This window comes from Bacillus sp. ISL-57 (assembly GCF_018613135.1).
In the GTDB taxonomy this organism is placed as follows: Bacteria; Bacillota; Bacilli; order Bacillales; family DSM-1321; genus Peribacillus; species Peribacillus frigoritolerans.
Genome location: NZ_JAGGQV010000001.1, coordinates 76,878 through 94,032, shown reverse-complemented (window position 1 = coordinate 94,032; position 17,155 = coordinate 76,878). Strand labels below are relative to the sequence as shown.

The following is a 17,155-nucleotide window of genomic DNA, read 5'->3' as shown; positions in this document are numbered from 1 at the left end:
CTCCTTTCCAACCTTAATCAGTCATAAATTTGATTCAACTTTTGTTTTTTACCATAATAATTAATGTTATTAGTTTCACAAAAATGTTCCACTTCTGCTAGCCTCGGCACACCATCTTGGGCCCCCATTTTCGTTACCTTCATCGCCGCTACAATTGAAGCAAACTCGGCTGCTGATTCGATCGTCTCCCCATCTGCAATGGCACAAGCAAGGGCTCCTGCGAACGAGTCTCCTGCCCCCACTGTATCAACAGCTTTTACAGCAATGGGCTCGATAAAGTTTGTTTCACCGTTTTGATAAACCAATGCTCCTTTATGGCCCAACTTAATAATGCTATTCTCCACTCCAAAATGATTCTCAAAGAAAACACCCGCTTTGCATGCATTTTCCTTCGAGTTGACGTCAATCCCAGTCAACACTTTTGTTTCCTGCCAATTCGGCGTAATCAAATTGGCATACGTTAGTGCTTCAGTCGTTACCCCTTCTGCCGGAGCAGGGTCCAGGATAATAAACATATTTTTTTCTTTAGCCCTTTTCATTGCTTGTAGAACAGCCTCATTAGGAATTTCCATCTGTACAAGTAAAACAGCATAGTCATCACTGATGGTAGAAAAACAAATGTCAATATCACTTCTTGTCAAATGTTCATTGGCCCCTTTAATGACAAGCATGGTGTTTTCTGCTGTAGCATCTACTGTAATGACTGCGCATCCAGTTGGATGTTCTGCAACATGTTTCAAGGAAGATATGTTCACGTTATTTTGAAGAAGAGAACGTTCTATTTCATGCCCGAATGCGTCGTCGCCAACCGCACCGATCAGTTTTACTGGTTTTCCAAGTTTAGCGCACGTCGTTGCTTGATTTGCGCCTTTTCCACCACTTAATAGTTTCATATTTTCTCCAAAAATCGTTTCCCCATGCGCTGGATACTGATTAGTGACTGCGACAATATCCATATTAATACTCCCTACCACTACAACCCCTTTCATGCACAACCCTCGTTTTTCATTTTCATTTGCTCTAAGAATTCCCGGAGTTGGCCAACGGCATCTTCCAGTAATACATCGTTTTTAAATAAACAGGACGTCCCGCAAACCAACATGTCGGCTCCATTTTTCAATACACCCGGAATGGTTTCGAACCCAATGTTTCCATCTACCTGAATATCAATTTGGTAGCCTTCCGATTGAATTAATTCTTTTATCTTTTTTATTTTCTTATACATAAGCGGTACAAAGGACTGTCCGGCAAAACCAGGATTCACCGTCATCACCGTTACATAATCGACTACATCCAATACATGTTCAAGCTCTGTGATGGGGGTTGATGGATTTAAGGCTACCCCTGCCTTAATCCCATCATTCTTCAGCTTTTGTAGTGATCTCTGTAAATGGGCAGTTGCCTCTGCATGAATGGAAATCATATCTGCCCCCGACTGAATGAAAAGATCTAAATGGTCTTCCGGTCTTTCAACCATTAAGTGAACATCAAATGGTTTATCCGAGAATTGCCTAATGCGTTTAATTAGATCCGGGCCCATTGTAAAATTAGGAACAAACGATCCATCCATTATATCTAGATGAAAGAAATCAACACCTGCACGGTCTAATCTCATTACTGATTCTTGTAAATTCCCCATATCTGCACACATAAGTGAGGGTCCAATTAAGGTCATATAAACACTCCCGTTCCATTTCGTCTTTTATCAAGAAAGCGTTTTCCTCATAAAGGAAGCGCTTTCTTTTCTGATACTTTCACTATAAAGGGAATTGGTATAAGCTGGTAGGTGATAAAATTCGGGTAGGGGGGATTTTCTTCGGGACATTTTCAATGTAGACATAAAAAAAAGCTCCGGAATGGAAGCTTCTACTTTTTCACAAAAAACTCATGAGTATCTCGATATTGAGACGGAAGTTGTCCTGTCCATTGCTTAAACAGCCGACTAAAATATTTGGTATCTTGATAGCCTACTTTTGAAGCGATATCGTAAATCTTTAAATCTGTATGACTTAATAATTCCTTCGCCACTTTTAACCGTTCATTAGTTACATAGTCAAGCACGGTTTCACCTGTCTGATTTTTAAAATACTCACAAAAATAGGTTGAATTTAAATGGACATGATTGGCGATTTTTTTTATTGTGATGTTATCGCCTATATGTTTTAGAATCCATTCTTTTGCCTGGCGTATGGGATCTGTTTGGTCATTTTGAAATGCTGCTTGCTTTTTTAACATATTCATGACCCAGCGCTCCGTCTCCTTTTTTAAATGATTAAAATGAGAAGAATCCTCGGCAATGCTAAATGCTTCCTCAAGTAAAAGCGGAAGGTCTTTAAAACCATCACTTTTAATCCATTTATTAATAATTCTAATAGACAAATAGCGAACCGATTCTTGTATTATGAAAGGGGAAGTGACATCTTTCAGTTCGTTAAAAAATTGCCTGAGAGAACGAATGGCAGCTTCTTCACCATGCTCCATCGCCTCCACTGTCTCTTCTGCCCATTTATAGATGGATGGCGGCACTTCAATCACTTTATTATATGATACATGTTTAAGCATTTCAGTTCTGAAAATTTTATTGCCTCCTTGTATCATTCGATATTGCAAGGTAGATCGTAATTCATCTTTAATATTTACTAAAAGGGTAAGGTCATTAAACTCATTCGCAAGGGCAATGGAAACCGTAAAAGGGGTTTGCCGTTGGACACTTGTTTTTAATGTTATACACAATTGCTCCAAAGCTGTAGGGGTAGTATCCTTAATCAAAAACCAACTAGCATGTAGACTATCTTTCCACATCCAATGCATTGAATGATCATCTAGTAAGTCTGTTATAAGTTTTTTTATTACATCATTCCATCCACCCCAATCTTCTGGTGAAAAACTTTGGGTCTTGGCAGATGTATGATCGATTCCAATATGGATCAGGGAATAGGTTCCTTCTGGAAATTGCCGCGTCCATTCAAGTAATGATAAGTCCATTGCATCTTTCCACGTAATTTCCATCAGCAATTGAAGCTGCTTTTCATGGGTTAATATCAAGGCTCTTTCTTCTATTTCTCCTATCTTTTCCCTTTCCTTTCGTGCCTCAATTACTTTTTCCTGCACAGTCTTCAACTGCAGTTTAAACTTTTCTCGATCAATCGGTTTCAATATATAATCGACAGCTCCTTCCCTTAGGGCAGTCTGTACATAGAGAAAATCATCATACCCGCTTATAATGAATGGAAATAGCCTTGGTTTAGTTTTTTTCAAATGTTGAATTAACGTTAACCCGTCCATGACAGGCATTTGTACATCTGTAATTAATACATCAACTTCTTCTACTTGATTGATAATTGCATCGTATGCCTCTTGACCATCGGAGTAAACACCTACAACATGCCACTCTTCCCCACAAGATTGTACTAGTCTTTCTATGCCTCTTCTAATCCTTGGTTCATCATCTACAATGACCGTCCTGACCCTTTGTATCATCTCTGTTCTTCTCCTCTCCTTGAACATACATGCTTACTTGTTGGGCATTTATTTTGGGAAGTCGGATAATCACACTCGTTCCCTTTCCGTATTCGCTATTAATTTGAAGATTATATTGTTCCCCGAACATCATGCCAATTCTTGCATTTACATTGATAATCCCAAAGCCAGAGTCCCGTTTCATCATTGGATCCAAACGTAACTTTTCATTTAATTCAATCAATTTGCTTTCTGTCATCCCTGGTCCGTTATCACTGACTATCAGCAAAAGATATTCCTCACCTGTCTGAGTTTCCTCTTCAGAAATATGTATCTGAATGTCTATTTCCTTTCTTTTTTCCAATCCATATTTAATGGAATTTTCAACGATTGGCTGTAAAACAAACTTGGGTATATAATAATTAACTACATCTGCTCCTTTTTCTATCATAAAATGCAAACGATCTTCAAAACGGAATTGTTGGATGCTTAAATAATCTTCAATGTGCTGAACCTCACTGTTTATAAGAACCAAGCTTTCTTTATTACTGATTGAAAAGCGCATCATTCTACCAAGCAGAGTCACCATCTTCACGACTTCATCGCTCTCTCCTTCTTCCACAGCCATGCCTATGGTTTCCAGCGTATTATACATAAAGTGAGGATTTATTTGAGATTGAAGGGCGTATAATTCAGCTGTTTTTTTTCGCAGTTCAATGTGGTAGTTTTTATGAATCAGCTCTCTTATCTCTGCAAGCATTGATCGAAAACTGTTCGCGAGCATCCCGACTTCATCCTCGGAATGTATAGGTATATCTACTAATAAATCACCTTTTTCCACCCGCTTCATTATATCTCCTAATTCGTTTAGTGGACGTGTAACGGTCCAGGCAAAAAAGATAGAGATCAATGTAGTAATAAGTGTAAAAAGGATAAAAACGAAAATTGTTACATTTCGGATAACATCCGTTTTTTCTGTCATGTTTTTGATAGGCATGCTATGAACGAGTACCCATGGCAGCTCATTTGATTCACTTATACTGATTAAATTCCGTTTTCCATCGATTTCTGTACGAAAACTACCATTCAGTAATGGGTAATCATGTATCCCTTTTTCCACTGTACCAATTTTTGAATGATCCTTATGATAAATTATCTTCCCCTGCTTATTCATGATCCACATCGTAACATTCTTTTCCTTTTGCAAATCCTGAAGTGATTGCTCAAAAAAGGCTACATCGATGGCTAAATAGAGCGTTCCTAAATTTTTTCTATTATCGAAATCAGTAATTGTTTTGACCAGCATAAAATAGGAGGGATCCCCTTCAAACGTTAAATTAGTCTGATTAGGAAGGAGCAACTGCATCTCGCCTAGCAATCCTAGGTCATCTGCATATGGCAAGGAACCATCTTCAAAACCAAAATTGTCATAATGCAGACTTGTACTTGCAAATGTACGATTCTTGGAAACAAGAAACGCCCCCAAAATAAGAGATGAATTGTTATTTAAATAGGTTCTTGTCAAATAACTCTTCATGATATATTCATCGTGTAGCAAAACCGATTTTTTTTTTGATTGGCTGTCTCTTAAAATAGCCATAACATCACCGGAATTATAAATTAAATCAGGTAAGGTCTCTAGTTTTTGAATGTCATTTTCAATGTTGCCATTAACCTGTTTAACAAGACGGGGAATATATTCGCCTACTTCTTCTTCTATTGATTTTGTGTATTGCCAGTATGCAATTAACCCAAGGAAGGCCATAGGTAGAACCGTTAATAATGTATAGGTTGTAACTAGTTTTGTCGTTAAACGAAGGTTTTTTATCAGGATAGGCTTTTTTCCTTTAAAAATCATACTGGTTCACATTTCCCTTTGTAAAATCGATGGGCTCTCCCATAATAACCATATCACCTTTGAATTTAATCCTACCTATGTTATTAATGTTCTGTCCTTCATACGGAAATTCATCATTCAATAAGTTTTTTGCTAGGCTAACAGTCAAGTAACCTAACTTTTGTGGACTCCATAACGTAATGGTCTGGGCAGCCCCTTCCTGTAAATACCCATTCATTAAATTAGGAGTCGATGTACCGACTACAGCAACCTTGCCGATTTCCCCTGCATCTTTCACAGCCTGAGCCGCAGCAGGAGGATTAACCGTTGAAATACCAATAATTCCTTTTAGGTCCGGGTATTTTTTAAATAAATTTTGTGTTACCTTATACGCTTTATGAATATCTTCGTTTGTATATTCCACTTCAACTAGTTTCATAGTTGGATAATATTCTTTTTGTTGAATTTGAATCCAATCAATCCATGTATTAAGATTGGCAGCGGTAGGAGATCCCGTCATAATCGCAAACTCCCCTTTTTCTTCCATTTCAATAGCGAGAGTATCCATTACATGCCTGCCAATTATCTCAGGATCTATCATGTTCACAAAAAAGCTTCTGTATGATGCATTAGTATCAGAATCCCAGGTGATCACCTTGATTCCTTTACGCTTTGCTTTTTTCAGCACCCTGCCTAATTTATATGGATCATTTGCAGATACCGCAATTACGTCCACTTTTTTTTCAATTAATTTTGTTATAATCTCTTCCTGCTTTTCAGAGCTGGGGGTAGGTGGGCCTGTATATATGACCTTAACACCTAAGTCTTTTCCCGCCTCCAACGCCCCCTCCTCTACCGCTTTAAAATAAGGTATTCCGTCAATTTTAGGTATAACAGCTATCGTATACGAATCTTTTTTATTCTCGACAGGTTTTGTATTAACGTCGATACTTTCTTCATCATTGTAAATAATCTCGTATTCTGTAGAATGATCACAGCCGCTTAGTATAAATAAAAACAAAATAAAAAAGATGGGCATCCTTAACATGATTAGCTACCTTCTTTCTTAAATTCTAAACTTTAGCACGTATCATGGATATTGTAATAAGGAATGACTTAAGAAGTGCTTTTCTCTTCCGGTTCCATTCACCGCTGCTTCTTTCTAAGAAAACGGTTTCATAAATGATGGATTTTACCGGGAGTATAACCTTAATTTCTTTACTAAAATAGGAAACCTTTATATACTTTCAGGTTTCCCTATAATTTATTGTCCAGCCATGTCCTTCTCTGTTATGTTCAACCACTAACTTACACAAAAAGCGAGATGGAAACTGAAAAAATCGTATTTTAGCAACAAGAGTGAGCGCCTTTCCCATTCTCTTCTATATGTATTAAAAATATCTCTATTGTACATTTGAACCCCATCACTTTTTTCTTTTTATTATTGATTTTTACTGTTTTTGAAAGGTTTGTCAATTTAAATTTCACAAACTTTTTTAAAATTCAAATAATATTTTTATATAGTTTCACTTGCTCATAGTGTTTCATTTTTAGTTGTATTGGAAAATTACAAAGCAGTCTACGTCATTACATTTTCTATATCCTTTTTTCATAGTGCTTTTATTATCTTAAACTGTAGATTGATACCTTCAATCCAAATCCTCCCTTTTTAGAAAAAGTTACTTTAACGATTCCTCCTCAATCCTCAGTCTAATTTTCAACTGGTTAAATCAATTTGTTGCACGAGACTCTCATTCCGGATTTAACACAAATTGACTAGCTTTCATGTCTATTTATTAACGTGCAATCAAAAAAAATATACCCATAGAAAGACCTGTGTCATAGATCGTTATAGGTATATTTTATAAAGGAATTACCTTTCTAATAAGTTTTCCTTTTTAACTATATTAATTTTCTAATTTAAACAAAAACTTTTTTACTTTTTCTCCACTTCTTCGTTATATTTCGGTAATTCCAGACCATTCACCATTCACTCGGGACGAATCGATAGACCCCATATTAATACTGCAGAATTAGTCACACATCGGTTTGCGGATTCAGGACAACTTGTTATTTTAACGCTTTGCTAAGACATCACGTTCATATTCTTTCACTTGCGTCAGCCATCTTTCCTTTACCGGCACATTCATTTTTTCACAATAATAATCCCAAATTGCACCAAATGGATAGGTTTTAAATTCCTCCATTAATGCCAGTCGCTCAGTAAAATCGCCTTTTTCTTGCAGCTCTTTCAAATGATCGTTCGGTACAAGTAAGGCATATAAGAGGGCCTTAATCATATTACGCGTACCAATCGTCCAGGCAGCAACACGGTTGATGCTGGCATCAAAGAAATCAAGACCAATGATCACCTGGTTTAATGCATCATTGCGAACAATTTCAAGCGCAATTTCACGAAGCTCATCGTCTAAAATTACGACGTGGTCACTGTCCCATCGAACCGGGCGCGAAACATGAAGTGCTAGTTTATCACTGTATAATAGCATCGAAGAAATTTTGTTCGATACAGTTTCAGTCGGATGATAATGACCCGTATCCACTAAGCAAATCTTGTTATTTTTCAGTGCGTAGCCAAGGTAGAATTCATGCGATCCTACGACATATGACTCGGAGCCAATACCGAATACTTTACTTTCCACAGCATCCCAATTACATGTTTCATCCACTTCTGCTGTAAAAATTCGATCAAGGGATTCTTTTAATCTCTTTCTCGGTGTCAAACGGTCGCTTGGAATATCTTTGTAGCCGTCAGGAATCCATATATTTGTTAAGCAGGGATTGCCTAGTTCACGGCCAAAGTACTCTCCGATTTTTCGGCTGGCGATGCAATGATCAATCCAGAATTCACGAATTTCTTCATTTGGATGAGAAAGTGTCAAGCCGTCTGCTGCTTTTTCATGGGAAAATAGTGTCGGGTTAAAATCCAAACCAAGACCGTTTTCTTTAGCCCAATTCAACCAGTTTTCGAAGTGCTTTGGCTCAAGCTGATCGCGTTCGACTGCTTCTCCATTTGTTTCCGCATAAATGGCATGCAAATTGACCCGATGTTTCCCCGGAATAAGAGATAGCGCTTTTTCAAAATCCATGCGCAGCTCTTCCGGCGTAGTGGCTTTTCCTGGATAATTTCCCGTTATATCAATACCGCCAGATAATTCACTTTTGTTCACTTCAAATCCACCAATATCATCACCCTGCCAGCAATGAATCGAAATGGGCACTTTTTTCAGCGTTTCGAGTGCCGCATCAACATCAATTCCCCAATTCGAATACGCTTGTTTCGCTGTTTCGTACTGTTCTTTAATTGTCATATCGTCCCACCCTTTTAACGGATTGAATTGATTACTCCATGATTCCTACTACCTTTTCACATATTCTTCAATTATCATAATGGGCAGTACATACTTAATCTATTATTTTTCGATAGATTGATTCCACCTATGACAAACCCTCCACTTAAAGCAACAAAATCCAAGAAAGCAGGCAAAACCTATTCAGCGATTAAAAGCTCCAGGTACACCGCCGTCTACAGTGACCATACAACCCGTTGTTTTGTCTGCTTTTGATGAAGCGAAAAACGCTATGGACTCAGCAATGTCTTCCGGGAATATGTTGACTAGCAATGTCGTACGTTTTTTGTAATGATCTTCAAGCTGGTCTGGTTCTATTCCGTATGCAGCGGCACGCTCTTGACGCCAAGCCGATCCCCAAATGGAAGATCTTTGTAATACGGCGTCTGGCAAAACAGAATTAACACGGATTCCGAAATCCCCGCCTTCCACTGCAATGCATCGTGCTAGATGTGTTTCAAGTGCTTTGACTGAACTGTAAGCAGAAGCATTTTTTCCAGCGTAAACAGAGTTTTTCGATCCCACAAATACCATATTTCCTCCTGTTCCCTGTTGTTTCATTTGCTTAAAAGCTTCACGTGCTACAAGGAAATAGCCTGTCCCCAGTACATTCATGTTTAGGTTCCATTCTTTTAAGGTTGTTTCATCAAACGGGCTGGATGTGGCAAGGCCGGCATTGTTGACGATAATATCAATTCCCCCAAATGTAAGAGCTGATTTCTCAAAGGCATCCTGTACCTGCTCTTCACTGGTAACATCCATTTTAAAAGCTGCAGCACGTATTTCCCCGTATTCTTTATTGATTTCATCCGCAACTTTTTCAGCACCTTCAATATTTAAATCAGCTAGAACTACATGGGCACCTTCAGAAACTAAACGCCGTGCTGTTGCGCTGCCAATTCCGCCCGCACCGCCTGTAATGAAGGCTACTTTCCGTGAGAACTCCGCTTCTGCCGGTGAAAGAGACAATTTATAAAGCTCAAGTGGCCAGTATTCAACGTTATATGACTCATTTTCACTGAGAGATACGAACTCGCCAATTGCTGTTGCCCCTTTCATAACCGCAATCGCTCGATGGTAAAGTGCTCCGCTCACGTTTGCCATGGCTACGTTTCTGCCTGTGTTGACCATTCCGACACCTGGAATCAAAATAACTCGTGGTGCCACCTCAAACATCACATCTCCTTCGTTTTTATTGCGCTCGAAGTATTGCTTATACTCTTCCTTATATTGTTGAATACCCGTTTTAACTTTTTCCACCAAGGATTCAGTCCGTTCATTTTGAGGATCCCAGTTAATGAAAAGTGGCTTCATTTTTGTATGTACAAGGTGATCCGGGCAAGCGGCACCGACTTGTGATAGGGCTGCCGCATTTTTGCTGTTCAAAAATTGCAGGACATCATCTGCATCGTCAAAGGTTAAAAGCATTTTTTTCTCCTCGCCCACAGCACCGCGGATAACCGGCATAATAGAAGCAAGTACCTTTTTGCGCTCTGCTTCAGTTAAAGAGTCAAATGCCTGTCCACCAAATGCATCTTCTTCATGCTGGCGGCTTTTAATAAACTCTTCTGCTTCCGTTATGATCGAAATGGTTTTTTCATAGGCTTCTTTCGATGCTTCACCCCAAGTAACCAATCCGTGTTTTTCCATTAAAACAAGCTCGGCTTGCGGGTTATTTTTCACACCTTTTGCGATCATTTTAGACAAAGTGAAGCCAGGGCGCTCATATGGTACCCAGACAAAACGATCACCGAAAATTTCATTGGCGACTTCTTTTCCATTGTCTGCACAGCAAAGACTAATAATTGCATCTGGATGTGTGTGGTCAACATGTTTAAAGGGAAGGAAGGCATGAAGTAAAGTTTCAATCGACATTCGTGGATGCTTACTGTCGATCATGCAGTGTGACAAATATTCAACCATATCTGCATCAGGCATGTCATCACGCTCGATTAATGGGTGAATTTCCGCTAGATTCAAACCTGTGAAATTGCCCGCTTTCATTGTTGCTAGGTCGGAACCGCTTCCTTTAACCCATATGACTTCAATTTCCCGGCCACGAAAATCCTTTTCCATTGTTTTCATGGATGTATTGCCGCCTCCCCAGTTGCAGACGGCTCGATCTGTACCGATTAAATTAGACCGATATACCAGTTCTTCTACTCCAGATGTCACTTTTGACGCTTCTTTATCATTCCATAAATTATTAACCATTTTGTTTTACCCCCGTTTATCTTTATTTGTTTTTGTTTTATTGTATAACACTTTTGTTTTCATTTGAAGAAGTTTTTTTAATTGTTACAATTTTACGAAAACAAGGAAAATCGTTGAGCGTAAGATAATGGATGTATCCGCATTTTCAACAATCCAAATCATTCTGCAAGGTAATATCATCTAAAAAAATCACCATTTTCCTTAGATGAAGTCTGTAAAATAAACGTAAATACAACAAATGACCAGGAATGTAAACACCATGTCCCTTCCATCTTAGAAAAAGAAAGATGCAAAACTTCCCAAAGACTTCGCAGGACATTTCCTACGGAAAGACATAATTTTCACGGGTAAACAGGCAGCTAGACAAACTTCTTTCTAATCCAAATACCATTGATGCAATAATGCTTCTCAATCCTTTTTACTGAAATTAAGAGATACAGTGTTTTTAATCGAATTCCATTTGAAAAATCGGTGCTGTGGTTCAAATAAGAAATGGTCTTGGGCTTTCACACCAAAGATGGGGTTAACCTTTTGATATTGTCTTTCGCTTTAGTACATTTGAAGCTTTTTTTTCTATTTAAAATCAAAGATTCACAAAAGAGTGGATTGGGTACAATATGAAATGAACTAGTAAACGTTATCGTAGTATTAGAAGTTTCGGGAGGAAGTTTATATGATTAATGAAAAAGTGGCTTTAATATTAAAAGATAAAATTAACGTTATTAAAAGTGATGAAACATCCATTTATTTAGTCGGCCCAATCAAATTACCCGTTAACTTAGAGGGAGAAACAATTATATTCCAGTGGTATTGCTGGTTACGATGTGAGAATATGGCGGGTCATTTTTGTGGTGACGGCACTTATAATATAAATAAGATCATTGAAACTTTAGCCTCTTCCAACTTAGCGGAAATGCAGCAATCCAGTGTGTTACTGTATGGAGATTTTCAACATTCAGCTGATGCACTTATCCGGATGCATAGTATTTGTCATACTGGGGATATATTCGGAAGCAAACGCTGTGATTGTGGCTTTCAATTAAAGCAGGCTATGAAAATGATTGCAACTCAAGGATCCGGAGCGTTATTTTATTTAGCGAATCACGAAGGAAGAGGCATCGGATTATTTAGTAAAGCCATGGCTTATGTTCTGCAAGAAAAAGGATTGGATACGGTGGAAGCGAATTTGGAGCTTGGATTTGTGGATGATGCACGTAACTATGATGACGCCATTCGGGTGTTAAAAAAACTGCGCTCTAATCCAGTGACTCTTATCACCAACAATCCGAGAAAATTGGAAGCTCTTTAAAACTCAGGTGCTAATGTTGCAGGCAGAGTTCCGTTATGGGGAGACATTTCCGAGTTTAATGAAAAATATTTAAAAACTAAAGTCGTTCGTTCCGGTCATTTAAAAGATAGTAAAAATGAATGAATTATTTGTTTTATATGAAATTGTTTATACCCCTGAATAGGCTTGAAATGGAATAAATCAACTTGTTACCGTATGCTTTTCCTTATTGGGTGCTTTTATTTATAACACCACAGGTTACCTAAAATATACAGATAGGGGATAAAATAAAATTGCTAATAATACATAAAAACAGGATGCAACGGAACGTTGCACCCTGCCTGAAAAAGGGGTTTGCTTCATTTCGAATCAGCATAAATTCTCTGCGATAAACACCTCATCTACTTTAGAGTAAGAACAGGTATCTGGCTAGAGTTTACCCTCCAATGCAACCATCCCCTATATCTTCAAAGTTTCATCAACTTTCAAAGCATAAATGACAATTATTGAATGAGTTTTCTGCTTTTACGTGCAAGAGAACCATCTCCTTGCTCGAATCGATTTTTTAATGAAGCTACCAATAGTTAAGTTAAACGTCTTTAACTAACACCTCATTTACTATATGATGTGAATCATACGTAATCAGTAGCCCCTTCTTCTTTATTTATAATGACCATCAGCGGATAAAAAATAACTGGTTGTTTATGGATATCAGAATTTTTTCAAACGATTTCCAGCAAATACAAAGGCATTTAATGGAATCCCAAGCGAAAATCTTCGCATTTTCAATGGCATAACAAATGCTTTGTTCCCTAACGATCCTTATTAGCACATTAATTAGTGGAATTAAGCAAAACTAAACAGATAAACTCTACACTAATTTCAACTCCCATCAGTGGAAAAGGCGGGTGAGCAAAAATAAAAAAGGCACCAGTCAGTTAGTTTGCAACGACTTGTACACCCCCTTCCAGCATTTACTTTATCATTAATTTAGAAAGGACAAAGCGTTAACCTCGCTTTGTCCTTACCTCATTGCACAATGAAGAGTTTATTATTGCGCTTTCAAATCTGCACGATAATCATCAATAATCGCTTGTATCTCCGGATTAGCCGGAACATTTGTGACGTCGTAGAGGAATCCATCGGATTCGACCAAAGTCATTTTGGCGTCAACGACTTCAAAAGTCAAATTAAGACGGCCCAAATAATGTTCTTGTTCTCCGCCAGCTTGAGTGATTGGCACCATCACCTCTCCGTTGAATTCATATTCGGGTGTTTCGATGACCTTGTGTGTATCTGCGCCGATTACCGCCGAAACTCCGGGAACCTGAGCCAGCTTGTGGTCTTCGGGATTTCCAGCATGCGAAAGGACAATGTTTACGTCTGACTTTTCACTCACTTCAGGAAGCAACGCATTCAACGCTTCAACCGGTTCGATGAAATCGAGGTCTGCAACATCATCCCAACCGCGAATTTCCGGCTTCATCGAAGTAAGGCCGATCATACCGACTTTAACGCCTTTGAAAGTAAAACCCTTCCAGGGCTTGACATTCTGTATGTACTTTCCTGTTTCCTTTTCAATGACATTTCCAGTAAGGATGGGGAAATTTACGTTCCGGTGGTAATTCTTTAACTGTTCATAACGGCTGTCCGGTGTGCCCTCCCCGGCAGGGTAAACGCGGAAGTCGTTGTTTCCGAGAGCCATCGCATCATAGTCCAAAGCTTTCAAAAGAGACGTCTCCAACTCTCCTTGACCCGCCTGAAACTCGCCTCGCAGGAAGACATCCCCGCCATCGACGAGAAGCACATTCTCCTCTTCATTGCGCACATTTTCAATGATGGTGGCGTACTTCGCAATGGAATTGTGATGAACGGTTCCATCATCAAGCATGACGATGTCATCCAAATGACCATGAAAGTCATTTGTCTGGAGAATGGTGAGTTCAAACCTCTCTCCCTCCTTGAGCTTTTCCTCGGCATCTGCCGTAACGGGAATTGCGGCAAAAGCGGCAGCCATCGCCAGCGAAAAGCAGCCCTTCAAATTAATCTTCCTTATTATATTCATACTATTTCCTCCAAGCATTAATTCTATTAAATGATAAAAGTAGTTATTTAGTTTCCAGTTTTTTCGGATTTCACAAGAGCTATTCAATTGTTTTTTTCTTCAAAGTTAGTTTTTTCTCTTTGTCATTGCTGATTAAAAATCATTTGTCTCTTTTTTAAATTCTTTTAATGTGTTTCCAAAAGCCCTTCCAATTTCGGGTAATTTTGAAGGACCAAAAATGATTAACGCAATGACTAGAATTAGAATTAGGCCAGGGATGCCGATACTGGATAACAAATGTCTCACCTGCTACCATGATGGTTTGAAAGATCTAAAAAAATGCGTTCATTACTTATAAAATTGGCATGCCATGACGCTCTAAAGCTGCTGCTTCTAATATAGACATGCCTTGTTCTTCTGCGAATGCAGTAAGTTTATCCGAAACAACAGGAGCAAGACTTGCTGGCGGCAAAGCCTGGTTCATAGCTCGTCTACGGGTAGAATTTCTGCGTGCAAATGGTCCCCAAATCGCAAAGGTGATACCTGGTGTTTGCATATTCACAAAGAAAGTATTTCCATCTGGAGAAAATGTAGGGCCAGCAAATTCAGAACCGTTCATCATATTCTCAGCGAAAGTATAAATATTTCCTTCAGGAGTTAATCCGACGATACGGTCATTGCCGCCACCATCTTCGGCGATCCAAAGATCTCCCCAAGGAGTGATCGTAATGTTATCCGGTGCTTCTAAATCATTTTTATCAGTAGACTCATAGAATAGTTCTAAGTTGTTTGTCGCTGGCGTGTAGCGATAAACACGGCCAAGGCGTGATGAACCTGCACTTGTATCATCAAACCATAAAGTACCTTCAGAAAAATATGCCCCTTCTAAGCGGCTAAACTGAATACAGCCTTTATCCTTAGCATCTTGCTGTGCGATTTCAGGATTTAATTTTTTCCAAACAATCCCGAATTTTTGTCTAGTACTAAATTGACTTGCTGCTGCAGCAGGCAATTCATCAATCGCTGCCGCTTCAAGGATACCGCCCTTTTGCAGAGAACCTAGCTTTTGACTACGGTCATGCGGGTTAAAACGGTACAAGAAGCTTGGACTTGCGTCTTCGGTTAAATACCAAATTCCTGTTGAAGGGTCAACATGCCCAGCTTCATGGGAGAAATACCCCATATCACGGATTGGTGTTCTTGACATTTCATTTTCAGGATCAAGCTGATTCACTTCAAATACAAAGCCATGCCCCATATCACGGGTTTCTTCCATTGTTAACCAAGTGCCCCAAGTTGTAGCTCCACCAGCACAGTTACGGATTGTACCTGAACTTGATACATACTGATCAATGACCTTGTTATTTTGTCCAACGATTAATGTGGTTGTGCCGCCGGCAGCACCAGCACTCCAAGGTTTTTTCCCGTTTACAGGGTAATCCGAGTTTGTCCCATTTTCATGATTTCTTACAAGAATGGTTGTACCCTTCTCTCCTTTATAGGCAGCCATTCCATCATGGGCAGAAGGGACAAGGTCACCATTAGGCATAATATCACCAGTTTTTGAAAGCATTTTGTAATGAAATCCCCTTGGCAGATCGAGAACTCCATTTGGGTCCTTTACTAGTGGGCCAAATCCACCAAATCCGTTTGTTGGTTTGCTGGAATCCGCTGCAAATCCTTTTGTAGCCCCCGCAAGAGAAAATACCCCGGTTGAACCAAGTGTTAATGCTAAAGTACTCATACCGCCAACTTTTAAGAAATTACGCCTGTTTAAACCGCTATTGCCAGATTTCATCAACATTACCTCCAAAAAATCTTTTTGAGGGGTGCTATATTCCTTATAGCAAACTCTACCCTTAAAATTAACAGACCATTTTAAACGCTCTGTTAAACTCATGTGATTTTATTCCTTCGCAAGAAAGATAAACCAAAAGTCACTGTTTTCACAAAACAATGGAGGTTATAACGACATTTTTAACATGTAAAGGGTGGAAATTGATGGTATTAGTCAAAAGTGGAGAAAAAACTAAGGATTTTGTCATAAAAAGACCGATGCAGAATATTAAAGCTTATTAATCGTTTGTAAATATAAGAGATACACTATGACAAACTAGTTACCCCGATTAATTCCACCAAAATCTACTGAATTTTTGGAAGAGGAAAGGCAAAGACTTGATATAGTTGAATCACGCTTGATATCTATTCGCACACAGTGAAGCATGCAGGAAAAATCAGCCGATGAGTTTGATGATTGTAGGACGGACAAAAATGCACATAACAACCAAAAATAAAATCCATACGATTGTAAGACAAAGCGACAGTCTTGTGCAGTTCCTGTGCAGTATTTGAGTAATGTAAATAGCGAGACAACACCCCAAATATATATTCTCTTTTCCTATCGCTTAATGAAGCAATAACAGTATAGTCACCACAGTCATATCAGATTATCCCTTTTATTTTGATGCAATCAGGATACCAAAATTGACTACAGGACTACTCAAAAACAATCAATAGCTTTTACATAGCCAATTATTAAGTAAATGGTCGATTTATTTTTCGACATATTCTTTTCTTAAAAGGAATTAACACTTGGATAATCGAATATAGGTATTTAAGTTTATTAGAAGGGGTGATTCAAGTGAGTATTAACATGGCTGAACACAGACTTGTCAAAGAAATAGCGATTTCAATCATCTCTACCCGCTTAGAAAAAAGCTTGGATGAAATAGAAAACTTATTTGGTGTCATTCTCGATACAGAACCGGCAGATGTATTGGCTACAAAAGCAAAACAGTTAGCCTCTGCAACAACTGTGGAACAATGCATTGATATTTTTATATAAAGGATTGAAACATAAAAGGCATTACAATAAAAGGTACTCACCATTGTTGTGAGTACCTTTTTGCCTAAAATTTCTGCTTTAAAAAATGAACATGAAAACT

Annotated in this window: 11 protein-coding genes and 1 pseudogene; 2 read left to right on the top strand and 10 right to left on the bottom strand. The window is 38.6% G+C overall.

Translation table 11 applies throughout. The annotated features are described in order from the left end of the window. Window positions 1–17: 17 nt before the first annotated feature. The 7 genes from rbsK to J7I90_RS00385 form a co-directional block, all read right to left on the bottom strand. Entirely contained in the window at window positions 18–989 is a 972-nt protein-coding gene (rbsK, locus tag J7I90_RS00415) for a ribokinase (protein WP_214767604.1), read from the bottom strand. After that, window positions 986–1,675 (bottom strand): ribulose-phosphate 3-epimerase, encoded by a 690-nt coding sequence (gene rpe / locus J7I90_RS00410; protein WP_214767601.1) that lies wholly within the window; start codon window positions 1,673–1,675, stop codon window positions 986–988. Before rpe ends, rbsK begins: the two co-directional genes overlap by 4 nt. Before the next feature lie 191 nt (window positions 1,676–1,866). Further along, window positions 1,867–3,480, bottom strand: coding sequence for a response regulator (locus tag J7I90_RS00405; protein ID WP_214767598.1), 1,614 nt, complete (start codon window positions 3,478–3,480; stop codon window positions 1,867–1,869). Then, window positions 3,446–5,317 (bottom strand): cache domain-containing sensor histidine kinase, encoded by a 1,872-nt coding sequence (locus tag J7I90_RS00400; protein WP_214767595.1) that lies wholly within the window; start codon window positions 5,315–5,317, stop codon window positions 3,446–3,448. Before J7I90_RS00400 ends, J7I90_RS00405 begins: the two co-directional genes overlap by 35 nt. Then, the gene (locus J7I90_RS00395; protein ID WP_251025027.1) at window positions 5,307–6,317 is read right to left on the bottom strand and encodes an autoinducer 2 ABC transporter substrate-binding protein; all 1,011 of its coding nucleotides are present in this window, start codon (window positions 6,315–6,317) and stop codon (window positions 5,307–5,309) included. Before J7I90_RS00395 ends, J7I90_RS00400 begins: the two co-directional genes overlap by 11 nt. A 1,054-nt stretch (window positions 6,318–7,371) precedes the next feature. Next, window positions 7,372–8,625, bottom strand: a complete 1,254-nt coding sequence (gene rhaA, locus J7I90_RS00390; protein WP_214767590.1) for an L-rhamnose isomerase — start codon at window positions 8,623–8,625, stop codon at window positions 7,372–7,374. A 183-nt stretch (window positions 8,626–8,808) separates the two neighbouring features. Beyond that, the gene (locus J7I90_RS00385; protein WP_214767587.1) at window positions 8,809–10,878 is read right to left on the bottom strand and encodes a bifunctional aldolase/short-chain dehydrogenase; all 2,070 of its coding nucleotides are present in this window, start codon (window positions 10,876–10,878) and stop codon (window positions 8,809–8,811) included. Window positions 10,879–11,551: 673 nt separating this feature from the next. On the opposite strand from J7I90_RS00385, the pseudogene J7I90_RS00380 reads away from it, so the two are divergent. After that, a pseudogene (locus J7I90_RS00380) lies at window positions 11,552–12,310 on the top strand (GTP cyclohydrolase II). A gap of 907 nt (window positions 12,311–13,217) precedes the next feature. On the opposite strand, the gene J7I90_RS00375 reads toward J7I90_RS00380, so the two are convergent. The 3 genes from J7I90_RS00375 to J7I90_RS00365 all read right to left on the bottom strand — a co-directional run bounded on the left by J7I90_RS00375 (window position 13,218) and on the right by J7I90_RS00365 (window position 16,008). Then, window positions 13,218–14,231, bottom strand: a complete 1,014-nt coding sequence (locus J7I90_RS00375; RefSeq protein ID WP_214767584.1) for a bifunctional metallophosphatase/5'-nucleotidase — start codon at window positions 14,229–14,231, stop codon at window positions 13,218–13,220. 132 nt (window positions 14,232–14,363) lie between these two features. Beyond that, window positions 14,364–14,507, bottom strand: coding sequence for a twin-arginine translocase TatA/TatE family subunit (gene tatA / locus J7I90_RS00370; protein ID WP_214767581.1), 144 nt, complete (start codon window positions 14,505–14,507; stop codon window positions 14,364–14,366). A gap of 55 nt (window positions 14,508–14,562) precedes the next feature. After that, window positions 14,563–16,008, bottom strand: a complete 1,446-nt coding sequence (locus J7I90_RS00365; protein ID WP_214767578.1) for an alkaline phosphatase PhoX — start codon at window positions 16,006–16,008, stop codon at window positions 14,563–14,565. An 843-nt stretch (window positions 16,009–16,851) separates the two neighbouring features. Between J7I90_RS00365 and J7I90_RS00360 the strand changes: the two genes are divergently transcribed. Beyond that, window positions 16,852–17,055: a hypothetical protein gene (locus J7I90_RS00360; RefSeq protein ID WP_034312777.1), complete on the top strand. Its 204-nt coding sequence runs from the start codon at window positions 16,852–16,854 to the stop codon at window positions 17,053–17,055. The last annotated feature ends 100 nt before the right edge of the window (window positions 17,056–17,155 follow it).

Excerpts from the sequence above, each read along its gene's own strand:
- rhaA (WP_214767590.1), bottom strand. The coding sequence starts at position 8,625 with ATGACAATTAAAGAACAGTACGAAACAGCGAAACAAGCGTATTCGAAT.
- J7I90_RS00385 (WP_214767587.1), bottom strand. The coding sequence starts at position 10,878 with ATGGTTAATAATTTATGGAATGATAAAGAAGCGTCAAAAGTGACATCT.
- rpe (WP_214767601.1), bottom strand. The coding sequence starts at position 1,675 with ATGACCTTAATTGGACCCTCACTTATGTGTGCAGATATGGGGAATTTA.
- J7I90_RS00400 (WP_214767595.1), bottom strand. The coding sequence starts at position 5,317 with ATGATTTTTAAAGGAAAAAAGCCTATCCTGATAAAAAACCTTCGTTTA.
- rbsK (WP_214767604.1), bottom strand. The coding sequence starts at position 989 with ATGAAAGGGGTTGTAGTGGTAGGGAGTATTAATATGGATATTGTCGCA.
- J7I90_RS00405 (WP_214767598.1), bottom strand. The coding sequence starts at position 3,480 with ATGATACAAAGGGTCAGGACGGTCATTGTAGATGATGAACCAAGGATT.
- J7I90_RS00375 (WP_214767584.1), bottom strand. The coding sequence starts at position 14,231 with ATGAATATAATAAGGAAGATTAATTTGAAGGGCTGCTTTTCGCTGGCG.
- J7I90_RS00365 (WP_214767578.1), bottom strand. The coding sequence starts at position 16,008 with ATGAAATCTGGCAATAGCGGTTTAAACAGGCGTAATTTCTTAAAAGTT.